Genomic DNA, 16,908 nt, shown 5'->3' with positions numbered 1-16,908 from the left:
TGTCCGAGTCGTCGTGTACGACAGTCAGGATGGGAGCTCAGCATGGTGGCGGAAGTCGGGATGCCCCGTGGCACGGTGCCGGTTCTCTCGGACGGGACGTCCCTCGCGGACCTCGTCGACGTGGAGAAACGCGAGGTGTCGATGCGCGTACTCTCCGATCCGGAGATCTTCCGGCTGGAACTCGAACGCCTCTTCCGGAAAGCGTGGATCCCGGTGGCGCACGAGAGCGAGGTACCGCGGCCGGGTGACTTCGTCACCAGGACCCTTGCCGCTGATCCGGTCATCATCACGCGCACCCGGTCCGGGGACGTCAAGGTCCTGCTCAACATCTGCCAGCACCGCGGCATGCAGGTCTGCCGGGTCGACGCGGGCAACAGCAACCAGTTCCGCTGCGTCTACCACGGCTGGGTCTACGGCCAGGACGGCCGCTTTCTCGGCTCCCCGGTGAAGAAGGAGCAGATGTGGGGCGATGTACGCGACCGCTCCGAACTCGGCCTCCCCGAGGCTCGCGTGGAGCGCTTCGGTGGCATGGTCTTCGCCACCTTCGACCCGGCCGCGCCCTCGCTGGACGACTGGTTCGGCGACTACAAGTGGTACCTGGACCTGATGTACGACCGTACCGAGAGCGGCCTCGAAGCTCTCGGTCCTCCCCAGCGCTTCACCGTCAAGGCCAACTGGAAGTGTGCGGGAGAGCAGTTCAACGCCGACGGCTACCACACACTCACCCTGCATCGTTCGCTGTTCGAGCTGGGTGTGATCGGCTCCGAGACCACCGGAGATGCCGTCGTTGAGATGGCTCCGGCCATGTACGGAGTCGACGTGAGCGTGCCGCAGGGGCACTCGCTGCGCTGCATCCCGGCCGAGACGACCTTCAGCATGCTGCTGGGCAAGGACGTGTCGGGGCTCAGTACGATGGAACGGCTGCGCGCCCTTCCCCCTCCCGGGCTGACTCCCGAGCTGGTGGAGCACCTTCCCCGCCGTTTCGACAAGGACGAGATGCGCGTTCTCGCCGAGACCGCGCCCCAGGTCGGCGGCCTGTTCCCCAATACGGGTCTGGTGTCCATCTGGCAGCCCTCGCCCGACGGGACCATGGGCTCGACCATGACCTGGCACACCTTCATGCCCAAGGGGCCCGACGAGTTCGAGTTCGTCAACTGGGTGCTCGTGGAGCGCGACGCCCCCGACGAGGTCAAGGAGAAGATGCTCAAGGCCTCGGTGCGCGCCGTGGGCAGCAGCGGCACCGTCGAGCAGGACGACGCCGAGGCGTGGCCGTCCATGCACCGGTCCTCGTACGGGGCCATGGGGCGGCGCCAGACGATGAAGTACCAGGCCCTGCTGGGAGTCAACGAGCCCGACGACTGGCCGGGCAGCGGCTACGTCTACGACGGCTTCTCGAAGGACGACGGCCAGTGGAACTGGTGGCTGCGCTGGCTGCAGTTCATGACGGACAACCCCTGGTAGGAAGGCGTACTCCATGACGACAACGGCTACGACTGCCACTGTCCGGGTCCCGGTCGGGGACCCGGTCCACAACGAGCTCACGCAATTCCTCTACGAGGAGGCGGCCCTGCTCGACCAGGGACGCTTCCATGAATGGCTGGAGCTGCTCACCGAGGATCTGGACTACCGCGCCCCGGTCCGGCAGACCCTCCAGCGTGCCGACGGGGCAGGCTTCTCCGGCGGCAACTACCACTTCTTCGAGGACCGTGCATCGCTCACGGGCCGGGTCTACCGGCTGATCGGTACCAGCAGCGCCTGGGCCGAGGACCCGCCTTCGCGATGCCGGCGGATGGTGACAAATCTTCTGGTCAACCGGACCGACTCGGCCGACGAGTTCGAATGTGACCACAATCTGCTGGTGGTCCGTCATCGATTCAACGACTCCGCCCCGGACTTGATCGCTGCGGAGCGTCAGGATCTGATGCGGCGAACGGAGCAAGGGTGGCGTCTCGCTCGCAGGACGGTTCTGCTCAACGAGACGTTGCTGAGTACGCCGAATCTTGCGATCTTCCTCTGACTTGCGCCTGAAGCGCCGGGCGGACCGACTCTCGGTCCGCCCGGCGCTTCAGGGGTGCACAGTCAGACGTCGCCGTGGACTTCAGGCGCGGCGTCGACGCTGGTCGCGAGAGAGGTGTGCGACGGCGGCCATACGCTCGGCGCGGTCGTCCTCCTCGGCCCCGGCGCCGACTCCCAGGTTCAGGAACTCCCAGAAATTGGCCACCCGTTTGGGCAGTTGCCGGGTCCGCGTACCGGGTACGAGGAAGCCGGACATCGCGATGCGCAGCAGGATCTCGGCGAGTTCGGGACCGGTGATGACGCGGGCGTGGACGACGGCCGCGTCATCGATCACCGGCTCCAGCACGTCGGCGACGATGCGCACACTGTCCGGAAGCTTCCGTTCCAGGAAGTCCAGGCCGAACTCCGGTTCCAGCTGGATCATCCGCAGGAGCTCGGGGGACGCCGCCGCGTAGCCGGTCATCGCCTCCATGACCACCCGCACCCGGTCCTCAGGGCGCGGCTGTTGGGCGACTGCCCGGCGCAGATGCTGCTCCCAGCGCACGAGGAGATGGTCGGGCAGCGCGGCGATGACGTCGTCCTTGGAGGCGAAGTAGCGGTACAGAGTGCCCCGGGAGACGTTCGCGCTGTCGCCGATGTCGCTCATCGAGAGCTTTTGCAGTCCACGACGGGCGGCTGCTTTGAGTGCTCCGTCGAGGATCCGCTCAACCGTGCCGCTCTCTCCGGGAGAGGCGACGCGGCGGGGTTCCGTACTGCGTGTTGTGGACACGTCGGTGCCCCCGTCCGATGTATGGCCAGCCCTATGAGACTCTACTGAACGGATTGTACATGAGATGCCCCTTCAGTCACTGCTCGGTCGTCAGAGTCCCCTTCGGGCGTGGCCGGAAGCGGGGCGGCGTGATGCTCGTGGAATTCGAAGAGCGCGCCGTCGAGTGCCCTCGGGTCGACCTTGATCAGCGATGCTCCGCCGACCGATTCGGACTCCCGCACCCAGGTGAAGGGCGTCCCCCTGGACTCCAGGTCCGCGGCCTTGGCCTCCAGGTCGTGCACCGAGATCCTGGTGTAGTACGGGCCTGGCCCCCAACTGTGCAGGTAGGCTCCGGCCTCGCCGTCCCAGACGGTGGGTTCGAGCACATCGACCGAAGCGCTGTGCGGCAGGGTGAAGGCCATCCTCGCCCGCCGGTAGCCTTCCTCACGCAGGTGCTCGACCGGCCCTGCGGGCTCCCAGTCCAGGTTGGTGGACAGCTTGCGCAGCGTGTCGTCCAGATCCCGTACCAGAACGCCGCGCGCCGTCACCCGGACCAACTCGCCGGGGGCGGGGTCGCGCGGCTCCGGCGGTGGAGCGGTGAAGGTCTCCGCCGGCATCTGCAGCGGATCGACCGGCAGCACTTCGACGCAGAGTCCACCGTCGACCGAGGGTTCGTAGTGGGGGTTCTCGGGTGTCACGCCCACCCACAGCCGTACCCAGGGCATCTCGGGTGTCATGGGCGCGATACGGAACGGCAGGCGGCGGCGCGTCAATCGCTGCACCAGGTCGTCGAGGCGGTCGGTGATGAGCACCAGGGAGTGCGTCTTGATGGGTCGGTGCTCGCCTTGGAAGGTCTCCAGGCTCTTGAGGAAGGCGGGGAAGTGGGGATCGCCATGGTTCGGCTTGTCCAGGTGGCCCTGCGGTTCGATCCGGGTGGGCGCCACGGCGAGAGACTTGTGTACGCGCAGGAAGTGGGCGACGTATGGATGGTCGGGGAACGCCTGGCGCCAGCGGGGGTGCTCCTTGATGCCGAGGGTCTTCACGAGGAGAGCCGCCGTGGCGTCCGCGTCCGGAACCATGAAATCGGCTGTGAGCAGGAACTGGAACACGCGACCTCCCGCGATTGAACGACTTGAACGATATATGTTCATCCTGAACACTAGAGTCATGGTCTGGGCAGGTCAATGGCGGGCCCCGTGCGGGGCAGCGGGAGAAGGGAACGGCCTGTGTCCGACATTCCGGTGGTGACGGCGGCCGAAGCGGCCCGAGCCGAGCACTTGCTGGTCCCGACGGCGACCGAGCACCTCACGGCGGGCGATGTGCTGACCGTGGTGGATCTGGACGCCGTGGGCAGCCCGCAGGAGGCCGCCGTACGGCTGGGTCAGGCCCACCGCGTGCTCGTGGGCGTCGCTCGGCGTCGCGTATCGCCCGCCGCCGGGACACTGCTCGACGCTCTCACGTTGACCCTCAGTACGGTTCCTCAACCCGGACGTTCCCACATCAGGGTGGACGATGTGGATGCGGCGCTGGACCAGCTGACCGAAGCCTTGCACGGCGCCCCCAGGGCAGCACTGACGCTGGCTGGACTTCTTCGGCTGACACCGCTGCTCCCGGTGCCGGATGCGCTCGTCGCCGAATCGCTGGCGTTCTCGATGCTGTTGGCCGGACCGGAGTTCGCTGCCTGGCGGCGCGCGCATCCGGCCCGGCCTGTCCCGCCCGCGACCGCGGACGCCGTGCTGCTGGAACGCACGGGGGACCGGCTGTGCGTGACCCTCAACCGGCCGGCGCGGCGCAACGCCCTGGGCCGCGAGATGCGGGACCAACTGATCGACGCGTTGGCGGTGGCCGCGGATCCCGGCGTAGCCGTCGTGCACCTGCGTGGCACGGGCTCGGACTTCTGCAGTGGCGGCGACCTGGACGAGTTCGGCACGGCTGCCGATCCGGCCACTGCCCACGCGGTCCGCCTGGCCCGCAGTGCCGGGTACGCGGTGCATCGTTGCGCCGGCCGTGTGCAGGTTCATGTGCGAGGCGCCTGCATGGGCGCAGGAGTGGAGGTGCCGGCGTTCGCGGGCCGGATGGTGGCGGCGCCCGGCGCATACTTCGCCCTGCCCGAGTTGTCCCTCGGTCTTGTGCCTGGCGCCGGTGGCACGGTCAGTCTGCCCCGGCGTATCGGCCGCTGGCGTACCGCGTGGATGGCGCTCACCGGGGAACGGATCGACGCCGCTCGGGCGCACTGCTGGGGGCTCGTGGACGCGGTGACGGCAGATGCCTGAAAGGCGGAAAGTGGGAGATACAGCTGCCGATTCCGTCGCCGACCGCGGTCCGCTCTCGGGGCTGCGTGTGGCGGCGCGAGGCGCTGACCCCGGCGCGCGCTACGCCGCATGGCTGCTCCGCTGCCTCGGCGCACGCCCCGCGCAGCGAGCGCAGGCGGATCTCCTGATCGATCCGGGCGACGGTGCGGCACACCCACTCGACGACTGGGCGTCGAGCGGCGCCATGGCCCTGACGGGTCGCACGGACGGTCCCCCGTTGCCTGTTCCCGGCGGTCCCGCAACAGCCGTGCGCGGCGGTCTGCTGGCCATCCACTCCCTTGCCGCCCGGATGGGCCGCAGCCCCGTACTCCCCGATTCCCGACTGCTGGGGGAGCGGGCGGCGACAGCGGGGTTCACCCGGCGCGGACCGTACGCACCGGGCGGAACCTTCCGGCTGCTGCGCGCGCTCGACGGCGGCTGGATCGGGGTGAACCTGGCGCGGCAGGACGACCTCGACCTCGTACCGGCGTTGACGGAGCGCCACGTGGCGGAGCAGGCCCATTGGGATGCGCTCACGGTCTGGGCGGCGGGCAGGCCTGCCGCCGTGTGCGCGGAGCGCGGACAACTGCTCGGCCTCCCCGTCGCCGTGCTGGGAACGCCCGGCACGATGGATGCTCAGCTCGTGGCCCGCGCCCAGCACGGCCGAGTCCGTCCCTTCCTGCTGAATCCGGCGGGCGAGGCCCTGGCACCGAGTGGGCGTGAACGTCCCCTGGTCGTCGATCTGTCCGCGTTGTGGGCCGGCCCGCTCTGCGCCCACCTTCTTGGGCTGACCGGGGCCCGAGTGGTGAAGGTGGAGAGCACCAGCAGGCCGGACGGTGCCCGTCGCGGGCCCCGGGCGTTCTACGACCTTCTGCACGAGGGCCATGAGGCCATCGCCCTCGACTTCGCGGACCCCGACGACCTCGGCCTGCTGCGGGCCCTGTTGCACCGTGCGCAGGTCGTCATCGAAGGCTCGCGGCCCCGAGCCATGGCCCAACTCGGCATCGATCCCTATGCGATCCTCGCCCGGACGCCCGGCCTGACCTGGGTGAGCATCACCGCGTACGGACGCACCGGCCCATGGTCCGGTCGAGTCGGCTTCGGTGACGATGTCGCGGTCGCCGCGGGGCTCGTCGCCCGCGACGAGTTCGGCGTACTGCCCTGCGGGGACGCGATCGCCGATCCGCTCGCCGGTGTCCACGCGGCGGTCGCGGCGCTCGCCTGCATCGGCGCGGGCGGTGGCCGGCTGGTGGACGTCGCCATGCGCGAATCGGCCGCCGCCGCGGTGGCCCTTCCCTTCGGCGGCGGTCCTGCGCCTGTCGGCCTCGCCGTACTGCCCCCGGTCGCGCGCGTTCCCTCGGGACGGGCGGCGGCGCACGGGGAACACCGCCAGTCGGTGATCGAGAGTCTGGGGCTGAAACCGGGCCGAACAGGTGATGGATCGCGGGCGGTGTCTGCAGCGGCGTCGTCGGCCGGCTCGTCGAACAAGCCGTCGTAGTGGGCGCGCGCACGTCACGTGAGGAACCGCCCGTGCAGTCCGCGGTGCCGATGCTGTTGCGGAATGCAGAGGTTGGCCCCGGTCACCATGCTGACGTCCGAGTCGCCGACGGCCGAGTCGTGGCCGTCGGCAACGCGCTGATGCCGCGTCGGGGCGAGGAGGTGGTGGATGCCCACGGCGGTGCCCTGTTGCCCGGTCTGCACGATCACCATCTCCACCTGACGGCTTTGGCGGCGGCCGAGACGTCCGTCGCGTGCGGACCTCCCGGCGTACCTGACGCGGCCACGCTCGGGACGGCGCTGCGGAACCGGGCCGCGGCACTTCCACCCGGCGCATGGGTACGAGGTGTCGGCTATCACGAGTCGGTGGCGGGACTCCTCGACCGCCATCGGTTGGACGCGATGACCGGCGAACGCCCGGTCCGGGTCCAGCACCGGAGTGGGGCGCTGTGGACCGTCAACAGCGCGGCCGCAGCCATGCTCGGGCTCGACTCCGACAGCATCGACGCCCCGCCCGGCATTGAACGGGACCGTGCCGGGCGCTCCACCGGCCGGCTCTGGCGGCTCGACGGCTGGCTGCGCGGGCGACTCGACGCCGTCGGGGCCGTTGATCCGGAACCGGACCTCGCCCGGGTGGGACGGCGGCTGGCGGCGTACGGCATCACCGGGGTCACGGATGCCACGCCGGACATGACTCCCGGCACCCTGCGTCTGCTGCTGTCGGCCGTCAGGGACGGACGGCTCGCGCAGCGCCTGCTTCTGCTCGGCGTCGACTCGCTCCCACCCGGCTTGCCGACCGACCGCGTACGACTGGGACCACGCAAGCTTCTGCCCCCCGACCACGCGCCCTGGCCGTACGACGACCTGCTGACCCGGATCCGCACGGCGCGGGTCACCGGCCCGGTGGTGCCCCGGCCTGTCGCGGTGCACTGCGTGACGCTCGAAGGTCTCGTCGTCACGGTGACGGCGCTGCGGGAGGCGGGAGTCGTGCCGGGTGACCGGATCGAGCACGCTGCCGTCGCGCCCCCGGCGCTCGCCGCGCAGATGGCCGCGCTCGGCCTGCGGGTTGTCACCCAACCGGGCTTCGTCGCGGAACGTGGTGACGCATACCGGCGTGACGCCGACCCCGGCGACCTGCCCTACCTCTATCCCTACGCCTCGCTGCTCGACGCCGGAGTGCGGACCGTCTCGTCCAGTGACGCACCGTTCGGCTCCCCGGATCCGTGGGCCGTGCTGCGCTCCGCCCGCGACCGGCAGGCCCCGGACGGAGCGCCGCTCGGGCCGAACGAGAGCGTGTCCGTCTCGACGGCACTCGCCGGCATGCTCTCCTCTCCTCTGCGGCCCGGCGACGCCCCGCGATCGGTCGCCCGCGGTGAGCCGGCGGACCTCTGCCTCTTGCATGCGCCGCGTGCGGTCGCGCTCGAAGAGCCGTCGGCGGATTTGGTGCGGATGACTGTCTGCGAGGGGCGGATCGTCCACGCGTAGTACCTGGACCGGTCAGCCCTCCGGGGCGTCTTGTGGATCAGTTTTCGGAGCGCGGGACGATGCACAGGCAGCGCCGCGGACGCGGGGACGGCGGCGGGTGACGAGGTGAACCTCTTGCCCGCAGGGGCACCCGCGGGGTGTATTCGTCGCTGCCCGGGGAGCGACGACGATGTTCGTCTCCGCAGGGTGCTCCTCTTCGAGCCATTGAACAGTTGAGCCTAATATTGATTATTCTGTTCAGGCTACATAGGCTGAACACGCCCTGCTGAAGACGGACATGAGTGCGACCCCGAGAGGTGATCCGATGGCGCTGACTGGTCTGGAACTGCACCATCACGCGGTCCGTATGCGCCCCGACGCGGCGGACGAAACACTGGGCTTCTACCGTGACGTACTCGGCCTCGAACCCGATCCGGAGGCCCGCGACATCCCGGACGTGCCGCTGTTCTGGATGGACGCCGCCAACGGCACGCAGATCCACCTCTTCGGCGTCGAGGGCGTCTCCAGCTATGCGCGCCGTCCCGACCAGGACCCCTTCACCCCGCATGTCGCCTTCGGCGTGCCCGACATCGCGGCGGCGAAGAAGGAACTGGAGCGCCTGGACGTGTCGTACTGGAGAGTGGGGCGTGCCGAGCGGCAGCAACTATTCGTGTACGACAGCAGCGGCAATATGATCGAACTGCACCAGACCGGCACCTGCCGCTGCGACAAGCGCACCCGGAGCCGTGCATGACCAGCGGTGAACGCGTCCGCCTGCGGTCCACCGCCGACGGCGACGAACGCCTGGCCGCGCTCTACGCGAAGGTCGAGGGCTCCGTGGCCATGATCCCGGCCATGTACCAGGCCCTCGCCAACTCGCCCGCGATCCTGGACGGTTGGATCGGCCTCGGCTGGAGCCTGCGCGCGGACGCGGCCGCCGACCGGGGCCTGTGCGAACTCGCGATCCTGCGGGTGGCGCAGCTGACGCGCTGCGAATACGTGTGGCGCAGCCACTGGCGTCAGGCGCGGCGGGCGGGCATTGGCGAGGACAAGATCAGTGCGCTCGGGGAGTGGCCGGACAGCGACCTGTACTCCCCGCTGGAACGCGCCGTGCTCGCCCTGACCGACGAACTGACCCAGGAAGCCACCGTGGCGGAAACGACCTGGGCCCCGGTGGCTGACCTGGTCGACGACCGCCAGGCGGTCGAAATCGTCATGACCATCGCCTGGTACTGCTGCGTGGCCCGGGTTGCTGCCAGCCTGGTCGTCCCGCTGGAGGACCACCACGCGGGCGTGCCTGGCCTGCCTGGCTCCGACGGCGTGGCGGACACCGACGGGACACAGCGAGGGGCCCAGGGGGTTCCGGGGGTTCAAGGGGTGCAGGTCGCGACGGTGTCGCTGCCGGTGGGTGACGGGGAGGTGCATGCCTGGATCTATCGGCCCGAGCCGATGCCCGCGGGGCCACTGCCAGCATTGGTCATGGGTGCGGAGGCGACCGGCGTGAATCGCTTCATCCATGACACGGCCGCCGAACTCGCCGCGCTCGGCTTCGTCGTCGCAGTCCCCGACTACTACCGCGGCGAAGGCCCGGCCAACCCCGAGGACTACACCGACATCGCCGAGATCATGCAGTACGTGGGCGGGCTGGACTTCCGCCGGGCCGCGTACGACCTCATGGCCGCGTTGGACCACCTGAAGACCGACCCCGCCGTCGACCCGGCCCGGATCGGCGTATGGGGCTACTGCACCGGCGGCACGTTGGCCTGGCTCACCGCCTGCCTCCGCCGCGACGTCGCGGCGGCCATACTCTTCTACCCGAGTCAGCCCGTCTTCGACGAGCTGACCGACGCGCGTCCCGCGCACCCCGTCGACCTGCTGTGGAATCTCGACTGCCCGGTGTTCCTGGTCTACGGGGAGAAGGACCCGCTGATGCCCCCGGACCGGCTGGAGTTGGTCCGGAGTCGCTTTGCGCGGTGGGGGATCGAGCACGCGATCCACATCGCACCCGGCTGCGACCACTCCTTCGGCGCTCCGATCCCTGGCCGCCACGACGCGGCGGCGTACGAACAGGCCTGGACTGAGGCGGTGGCCTTCGCGACCGGTCGGCTCGGGCGGGTGAGGACTGAGGACTGAGGACTGAGGACTGAGGGAGGCGTGCCTGTCACCGCGGCTGTCCAGGTGATTACCACCTGGTCCTCGGGACCCACCAGTCATTGGGCCATGGCCCGGACGAGATGGTGGGTCACGGGTCTCAGGACTGCTGGCCGCGGACCTGCTGCTGCCTGGAGGGCGCGATGATTCGTAGCCACCACCTCGCTGATGCCGCGTCGGGGCCCTGGACCGGTCAGCCCTCCGGGGCGTCTTGCGGGTCATCGCCCGGCCGGTAGCACGCCCGCAACAGAGCCAAGCCGCCGCCCACGCCGAGGCCGGCGGCGAGCGCCGCCGCCCCGGTGCCGGACCACTGACGACGCACCAGGGCGTCCACCGAGTACCTGCCGTTCCCCAGGGCGGCCAGGGCTGTGGCGGCGCCGCCGACGACACCGACGTACTCCCAGCCGCCTTCGAAGACGAAGAAGCCCTTGCCCCGGTGGTCGGTGCGGGCGGCCGTGGTCATCAGGCCGACGGCGGCCGCTGCCGGCAGGGGGCCGGCGATGCCCAGGGTCATGGTGATGCCCGCTGCCATCTCCGTCCCGGCAGCAAGTCGGGCGTGCAGAGCGGCCGGGCGCAGTCCGAGGGTCTCGAACCAACCGGTGGTGCCTTTGAGTCCACCGGGGCCACGGACCTTGTTCCAGCCGTGGGCGAAGAGCATCGGTCCCAAAGTGGCACGGAGCAGCAGGGCGGCGGTGTCCCGTTCTGCACGGTGCTCGGATGTCGACATAGGTGGGATTACCTCCGTTCGTAACGCCTCATGCTAAACGTATTGAACAACTCATGTCCATGTTGTACTTTCCATCGCGTGTGATCCAGGTTACATCCGGCCGGGCGCTGGCCCGGCGGTCCACGGCTGCCTCATCCGGCGGCGACTCCGCACATCAACTTCGCCGGTGGCGGCCTGTCCGGCCGTGCCCGGCGCAACCTTCTGGCCGTCCACTGCCAGGAGGCGCGTGAAGGAGGGGCTGGAGCACAACATGAACGACTTCATCCAATTCGCCGTCCTGGGGCTGGGGGTCGGCGGTGTCTACGCGATAGCGGCGCAAGGACTCGTGCTCACCTATCGCGGTTCGGGTGTCCTCAACCTGGCGCACGGCGCGATGGCGCTCCTGGGCGCTGCGCTCTACACCGAGTTGCACGAGGACCAGGGAGCCCCTCTGCTCGTGTCGTTCGCGATTCCCATCGCCGTCTGCGCACTGCTGGGGCTGCTGATCTACTTCGGTGTGATGCGCCTGCTGCGACGGGCGTCACCACTCGCCCGGCTGGTCGCGACGCTGGGCGTTCTCGGAGTGCTGCAGGCGTCGTCCGGACTGCGGTACGGGACGGAAATCGAGTTCGTCGCTCCGATCCTGCCCAGCCACACCTGGGAGCCCTGGGGCGGTGTCAAGGTCGGCTCCGACCGGATCTACCTTCTTCTCATCGCAGCCGGCGTGACGGTCCTGTTGTGGGCCGTCTACCGTTTCACGGCGTTCGGCCGTTCCACGAGCGCGGTCGCGGAGAACGAGCGCAGTGCAGCCGCGCTCGGTGTCTCCTCTGATGTCGTCGCGGCGGCCAACTGGGCGCTGGGCGGTGCCCTCGCCGCTGTCGCCGGTGTCCTCGTCGTGCCGATCACCGGGTTCGCCCCCGGCACTCTTGCGCTGCTGATCGTGCCCGTACTGGCGTCCGCGATGATCGGTTCCTTCGCCTCGTTCCCCCTGACCCTGCTGGGTGGGGCGGTCATCGGTGTCGCGCAGTCACTGATGGGCCGCTACGTCCACACGACCGGCTGGGCCGACTCGGCCCCGTTCCTTGTGATCATCGCGTTGCTCGCGCTGCGCGGCCGGGCCCTGCCGCTGCGGGGCTTCCTCACCGACAGGCTTCCCCGAGTCGGTACAGGCAGGATCGCGGCCGGTCCGGTGGTGACGGGACTGGTCGTCGTGAGCGCACTGATCCTGCTCCTGCCGGTCAACGGCGTGAACGCGCTCACGACCACGTTCGTCGTCGCGGTGATCGCGCTCTCGGTGGTGGTGGTCACCGGGTACGCGGGGCAGGTGTCACTGGCGCAGTACGCCTTCGCGGGGATCGGAGCCTTCGTCTCGGCGCGTCTGGCGCAGACACAGGGATTGCCCTTCTGGGCCGCCTTCGTGGCCGGCGTGGTGGCGGCGGTGCCGGTCGGGCTGCTCTTCGCGCTGCCGGCGCTGCGTACCCGCGGCGTCAACCTGGCCGTGGCCACCCTCGGCCTGGCCCTCGCGGTCGAACGGCTCGTCCTCGGCAACAAGGACTACACAGGGGGATTCGCGGGCACGGTCGTCAAGCCTCCCGCCCTGTTCGGCTTCAGCCTCGACTCCACCGCTCATCCGGAGCGGTACGCCTTCCTGTGCCTGACTCTGTTCGCAGTGGCGGCGCTCCTCGTCGCGAACCTGCGGCGCGGCCGGGCCGGCCGAAGGCTGCTGGCCACCCGCGCGAACGAACGTGCCGCCGCGTCGCTCGGCATCGGCACCGTGGGAGCCAAGCTGTACGCGTTCGCCCTGGCCGGTGCGATTGCCGCAGCCGCGGGTGTGCTGCTGGCGTTCCGCTATCCGAACGTCGGCTTCACCGGATACTCGGTCTTCGACTCGATGAACATCGTGGTGCTGACCTTCCTCGGAGGGGTTGGCTACATCGGCGGCGCACTGCTGGCCGGTGGCCTCGCCGTCGGGGGAGCGCTCACCGAACTCGTCATGAACCTCATCGACCTCAACAAGTACGCGACGCTGGCCACGAGCGTGGCGCTCATCCTGATCGTGATCAATGACCCCAACGGTATGGCCTTCCGGCTGACCCGGATCGCCTCGGCACTACGTGAGCTCCTCCCGGACCGGTGGCGCGGTACGGACGTCACCGAACCGGTCGACGTCGCGGAGACGGGCGCGTCGCCGACCCGGAGCACACCACGTCAGCTGGTCGTCGACAACCTCACCGTGCGCTTCGGCGGCGTCGTCGCCCTGAACGGTGTCGGACTGACGGTCCGGCCGGGCGAGATCGTGGGACTGATCGGCCCCAACGGCGCGGGCAAGACGACCCTCATCGACTCGGTCACCGGCTTCTGCCGTACGAGCGAGGGCCGGATCACCCTCGACGGCGAGGACGTCGGCTCACTGTCCGCCCGTCGGCGGGCGCTGGCCGGGCTCGGCCGCAGCTTCCAGAACCTGGAGCTGTTCGAGGACATGACCGTCGCCGACAACCTGCGCAGCGCGTGCGATGAGCGGGACGCGTTCGCATACGTCAGCGGACTGTTCCTCTCCCGACGGCGCCCGTTGCCGCCCTTGGCCCAGCGCGTGGCACGGGACTTCGAACTGGCAGACGACCTGCACCGGTTGCCGGGCGAACTGTCCTACGGCCGGCGCAGGCTGCTCGCGATCGCTCGGGCTGTGGCGCGGCATCCGTCGATCCTGCTGCTCGACGAGCCGGCCGCCGGCCTCGACGAGCACGAGACCGCCGAACTGGGCGGCCTGCTGCGGAGGATCGCCGAAGAGTGGGGCACCGGGATCCTCCTCGTCGAGCACGACATGGGCCTGGTGATGAGCCTGTGCGACCGCTTGATCGTGCTCGACTTCGGCACCTTGCTGATGGAAGGCCCGCCCGACGACGTCCGTGAGGACGAGCGTGTCCGCGCGGCCTACCTCGGCCGGGCCCGTGACAGGGCGGATGACGAAGAGCCCGCTTCGATGGAGGAGCCCAAGGCGGAGGTGAAGCCGTGACCGACGCGGTACTGGAAGCACGCGCGCTCGTCGCCGGCTACGAGCGGCAGCCGGTGGTCAGGGACCTCGACCTCACGGTCGGACACGGAGAGATCGTGGCACTGCTCGGCCCTAACGGCGCGGGGAAGACCACCACGTTGTTGACGCTCGCCGGGCAACTCACCCCGATCGCCGGCCAGACGCTGCTGCTCGGCAAGCATTGCACCCGTCCCCTGCACCGGCGGTCGCGCCAGGGCCTCGCGCTCATCACCGAGGAGCGTTCGGTGTTCGCAGGGATGACCGTCGCGGACAACCTCCGTGTCGGCGGCGGCTCCGTGGACGCGGCCCTGGAGATCTTCCCCGAGCTCTCCGACCACGTCCACCGGCGCGCCGGTCTGCTCTCGGGCGGCCAGCAGCAGATGCTGACGCTCGCCCGTGCGCTCGCGCGCAAGCCCACTGTGCTGCTCGCCGACGAACTGTCGCTGGGGCTCGCCCCGGTCGTGGTCGAGCGGTTGCTGGCGCGGGTGGCGCAGTCAGCCGCGGAGGGCGTCGCCGTACTCCTCGTCGAGCAGCACGTCTCGGCCGTGCTCGACATCGCTCACCGTGGATACGTCCTGGTCAACGGACGGGTGACGATGTCCGGCAGCAGCGCTGAACTGGCAAGCGGCGGCCGACTGGAGAGGGCCTATCTGGCCTCCACGTGAGCGCGTTCGACCCATCTTCCCCAAGCGAGTGTTCATTCGGTCCGTTCAACCAACTCCAGAGGTGGTACCACGTGTTGAAGAGTTGCCGGAGCCGTGGGCTCCAGCTTTCCGGATGTGCCTCTGTCGTGGCACTGGCGCTCACCATGGCGGCGTGCGGCGGTTCCACGGCGTCCGATACGAAGTCCGTGGCCGAGCCGAGCGGCCCGTTGCCGACCGGAGAGCCGATCAAACTGATGGTCATCGCGCAGTTGTCCACGACGAACCAGACGGAGACGTCGGAGGCCGTGTCGGCGGCCAAGGCGGCCGCGTCCGCGATCAACGCCCGGGGTGGGATCGGCGGCCGACCGCTGCAGATCCTCGGTTGCGACGACAAGACCGACGCCAACGCGGCCGCGGCCTGCGCGCGCAAGGCGGCCTCGGAAGGCGCCGTGGCGACCGTCGGCCAGGCCAGTGCGATGGGCGACACCATCAATCCCGTACTGAAACAGAACGGTTTGGCGAACATCGGTCCGTACCCCTTGTCGGCGTCGGACTTCTCCAGCCCGGCCTCGTTCCCGCTCTGCGCCGGCAGTCCCGCTGTCATCGCGGGCATCGCCCGCAAACTCGGCACCAGCAGTGCGAAGACCGTCAGCGTCGCCTACTTCGGGAACTCGGCCGGAGCCACGTCCGTGCCGTTCGTGACGGCGGGGCTGGCGGGCACCGGGGCGAAGATCGGGCCGAAGGTCCCGGTGGCACCGGGCACCGCGGATCTGGCGCCGGTGGTGGCGGCGGCGACCAAGGGCGCCGACGCAGCCGTTGTCTCGCTGCTGGCGGATGACGCGGTTCACTTCGTCCAGGTCGCCCGGCAGTCCGGGAACACCACCAAGCTCGGTATGCCCGCCCAGGACCCCGGCCTGCTCAAGAAGCTGGGCAGTGCCGGGGACGGCCTGTACGTGGCGACCCCGTTCGCCCCGCAGAACAGCAGTGTTCCCGGGATCAAGCAGTTCCTGAGTGACATGAAGCAGTACGCGAAGGACATCAGGCTCGACGACTTCTCTCTCAACGCCTGGCTGGGAGTCCAGACGTTCCAGAAGATGGCGGCCCAGCAGAAGCTGACCACCATCGACAAGGCCACGGTCGAGGCGGGTATGGGCAAGCTGGTCAAGCTCGATCTCGGAGGTGTGGTAGCGCCGTACACGACGACCGCGGAGAACAAGATGCCCGGTCTCAACCGGATCTTCAGCCCGCAGGTCCAGTTGGGTACCGTCAAGGACGGTCAGATCGTGACCGACGGGAAGTGGGTCAATCCCTTCCTTCCTGCTTCCGGCGGCTGAGGCGTCGGCATCTCCGCGCGCGGGTCGGGTTCGGCGCAGCGAACCCGACCACTCCGCTTCCTCACCACACGAACAGGAGGACGACATGTCGGCCGCGACGCGAGTCGATCTCACCCACCTGAGCGCCATGAGCGGCGGCTCCCCGCGGCTCACCGGCCACCTGGCCCGCCCCGACGGTCCTGGACCCTGGCCCGGTGTTGTCGTCGTGCACGAAGCGCTGGGAGTGGACGACGTCATGCTCCGACAGGCGGAGCGCATGGCCCGAGCCGGATATCTCGCCCTGATACCCGACTTGTTCACGGACGGGGGCGTCGCGCGCTGCCTGGTCCCGACCATGCGGGCCGCGCTGTCCGGCAGCGGCCGCGCCTACCGGGACATCGAGGCAGCCCGGCTGACCCTCGCCGAGCACCCCGACTGCACGGGCAGGATCGGGCTCATCGGTTTCTGCATGGGGGGATCCTTCGCCCTGATGGCAGCGGGCTCCGGATCCTTCGAGGCTGCTTCGGCCAACTACGGTGCCCTGCCCAAGGACATGGACCGGAGCCTGAACGGAGCCTGCCCCGTCGTCGCCAGCTACGGCGGACGGGACCGGATGCTCAAGGGAGCCGCGGCCAAACTGGACGCCGCCCTCGATCGGCTCGAGGTCACCCATGACGTGAAGGAGTACCCGCAGGCGGGCCACTCCTTCCTCAACGACGCCGAGGTCGGCCCCCGTCCACTGCGTCCGCTGCTCCGTGTCAGCGGAATGGGGCCGCATCCCGAATCGGCCGCCGATGCGTGGGAACGCATCGAAGCGTTCTTCGGCGCACACTTGGCGACAGCACAGGGAAACTGATGCCCCGTTGCGGGAGAAGGAGTCTAGGTTCCGATCTGCTCGGTCGCCGGTCTTCGCGGAGAAGGGCTTGGACGTCCTGTGGGAGGACGTCGCGGACCGCGCGGGGGTGGGGATCGCCACGTTGTACCGCCCGTCCTTCGCATTGCCAACGCCGGCCTCGTCCAGGCGACCCGTGACGCCGCGCCGCACGC

The 16,908-nt window shown here is 69.5% G+C and carries 14 protein-coding genes; 11 read left to right on the top strand and 3 right to left on the bottom strand.

Translation table 11 applies throughout. The features are described from left to right. Positions 1–42 precede the first annotated feature (42 nt). Positions 43–1,461: an aromatic ring-hydroxylating oxygenase subunit alpha gene (locus tag TN53_RS17630; protein ID WP_199924595.1), complete on the top strand. Its 1,419-nt coding sequence runs from the start codon at positions 43–45 to the stop codon at positions 1,459–1,461. A gap of 13 nt (positions 1,462–1,474) precedes the next feature. Then, positions 1,475–2,017: an aromatic-ring-hydroxylating dioxygenase subunit beta gene (locus tag TN53_RS17625; protein WP_046259471.1), complete on the top strand. Its 543-nt coding sequence runs from the start codon at positions 1,475–1,477 to the stop codon at positions 2,015–2,017. A gap of 81 nt (positions 2,018–2,098) precedes the next feature. Here TN53_RS17625 and TN53_RS44100 read toward each other — a convergent pair whose 3' ends face one another. Further along, complete coding sequence (locus TN53_RS44100) at positions 2,099–2,785, bottom strand: TetR/AcrR family transcriptional regulator (RefSeq protein WP_159038143.1); 687 nt, start codon at positions 2,783–2,785, stop codon at positions 2,099–2,101. 41 nt (positions 2,786–2,826) lie between these two features. Next, a complete protein-coding gene (locus TN53_RS17615) occupies positions 2,827–3,873 on the bottom strand; it encodes a hypothetical protein (RefSeq protein ID WP_063776257.1) in 1,047 nt (348 codons plus the stop codon). Between the two features lie 117 nt (positions 3,874–3,990). On the opposite strand from TN53_RS17615, the gene TN53_RS17610 reads away from it, so the two are divergent. The 5 genes from TN53_RS17610 (at position 3,991) to TN53_RS17590 (ending at position 10,149) form a co-directional block, all read left to right on the top strand. Next, the gene (locus tag TN53_RS17610; RefSeq protein ID WP_234441614.1) at positions 3,991–5,037 is read left to right on the top strand and encodes an enoyl-CoA hydratase/isomerase family protein; all 1,047 of its coding nucleotides are present in this window, start codon (positions 3,991–3,993) and stop codon (positions 5,035–5,037) included. A 10-nt stretch (positions 5,038–5,047) separates the two neighbouring features. Then, positions 5,048–6,553 (top strand): CoA transferase, encoded by a 1,506-nt coding sequence (locus TN53_RS17605; protein WP_159038142.1) that lies wholly within the window; start codon positions 5,048–5,050, stop codon positions 6,551–6,553. Positions 6,554–6,672: 119 nt separating this feature from the next. Further along, positions 6,673–8,037: an amidohydrolase family protein gene (locus TN53_RS17600; protein WP_234441613.1), complete on the top strand. Its 1,365-nt coding sequence runs from the start codon at positions 6,673–6,675 to the stop codon at positions 8,035–8,037. Between the two features lie 304 nt (positions 8,038–8,341). Beyond that, positions 8,342–8,770, top strand: coding sequence for a VOC family protein (locus TN53_RS17595; protein WP_046259470.1), 429 nt, complete (start codon positions 8,342–8,344; stop codon positions 8,768–8,770). Continuing rightward, positions 8,767–10,149, top strand: coding sequence for a dienelactone hydrolase family protein (locus tag TN53_RS17590; protein ID WP_046259469.1), 1,383 nt, complete (start codon positions 8,767–8,769; stop codon positions 10,147–10,149). Before TN53_RS17595 ends, TN53_RS17590 begins: the two co-directional genes overlap by 4 nt. Before the next feature lie 211 nt (positions 10,150–10,360). Here the strand turns inward: TN53_RS17590 and TN53_RS17585 are convergent, their stop codons facing one another. After that, a complete protein-coding gene (locus TN53_RS17585; protein WP_046259468.1) occupies positions 10,361–10,894 on the bottom strand; it encodes a DoxX family protein in 534 nt (177 codons plus the stop codon). A 250-nt stretch (positions 10,895–11,144) separates the two neighbouring features. On the opposite strand from TN53_RS17585, the gene TN53_RS17580 reads away from it, so the two are divergent. The 4 genes from TN53_RS17580 to TN53_RS17565 all read left to right on the top strand — a co-directional run bounded on the left by TN53_RS17580 (position 11,145) and on the right by TN53_RS17565 (position 16,717). Next, on the top strand, positions 11,145–13,886 hold the full coding sequence (locus TN53_RS17580) for a branched-chain amino acid ABC transporter permease/ATP-binding protein (protein WP_046259520.1): 2,742 nt from the start codon (positions 11,145–11,147) through the stop codon (positions 13,884–13,886). Further along, complete coding sequence (locus TN53_RS17575) at positions 13,883–14,569, top strand: ABC transporter ATP-binding protein (protein WP_046259467.1); 687 nt, start codon at positions 13,883–13,885, stop codon at positions 14,567–14,569. Before TN53_RS17580 ends, TN53_RS17575 begins: the two co-directional genes overlap by 4 nt. Before the next feature lie 125 nt (positions 14,570–14,694). Further along, positions 14,695–15,882 carry an ABC transporter substrate-binding protein gene (locus TN53_RS17570; RefSeq protein ID WP_046259466.1) on the top strand — a complete coding sequence of 396 codons (1,188 nt, stop codon included), beginning with the start codon at positions 14,695–14,697 and terminating at the stop codon, positions 15,880–15,882. An 85-nt stretch (positions 15,883–15,967) separates the two neighbouring features. Then, the gene (locus tag TN53_RS17565; RefSeq protein WP_046259465.1) at positions 15,968–16,717 is read left to right on the top strand and encodes a dienelactone hydrolase family protein; all 750 of its coding nucleotides are present in this window, start codon (positions 15,968–15,970) and stop codon (positions 16,715–16,717) included. Positions 16,718–16,908: the final 191 nt, after the last annotated feature.

Source organism: Streptomyces sp. WM6386, assembly GCF_000972385.1.
GTDB lineage: Bacteria > Actinomycetota > Actinomycetes > Streptomycetales > Streptomycetaceae > Streptomyces.
The sequence above is the reverse complement of the archived record's forward strand: the minus strand, read 5'-3'. Positions and strand labels throughout refer to the sequence as shown.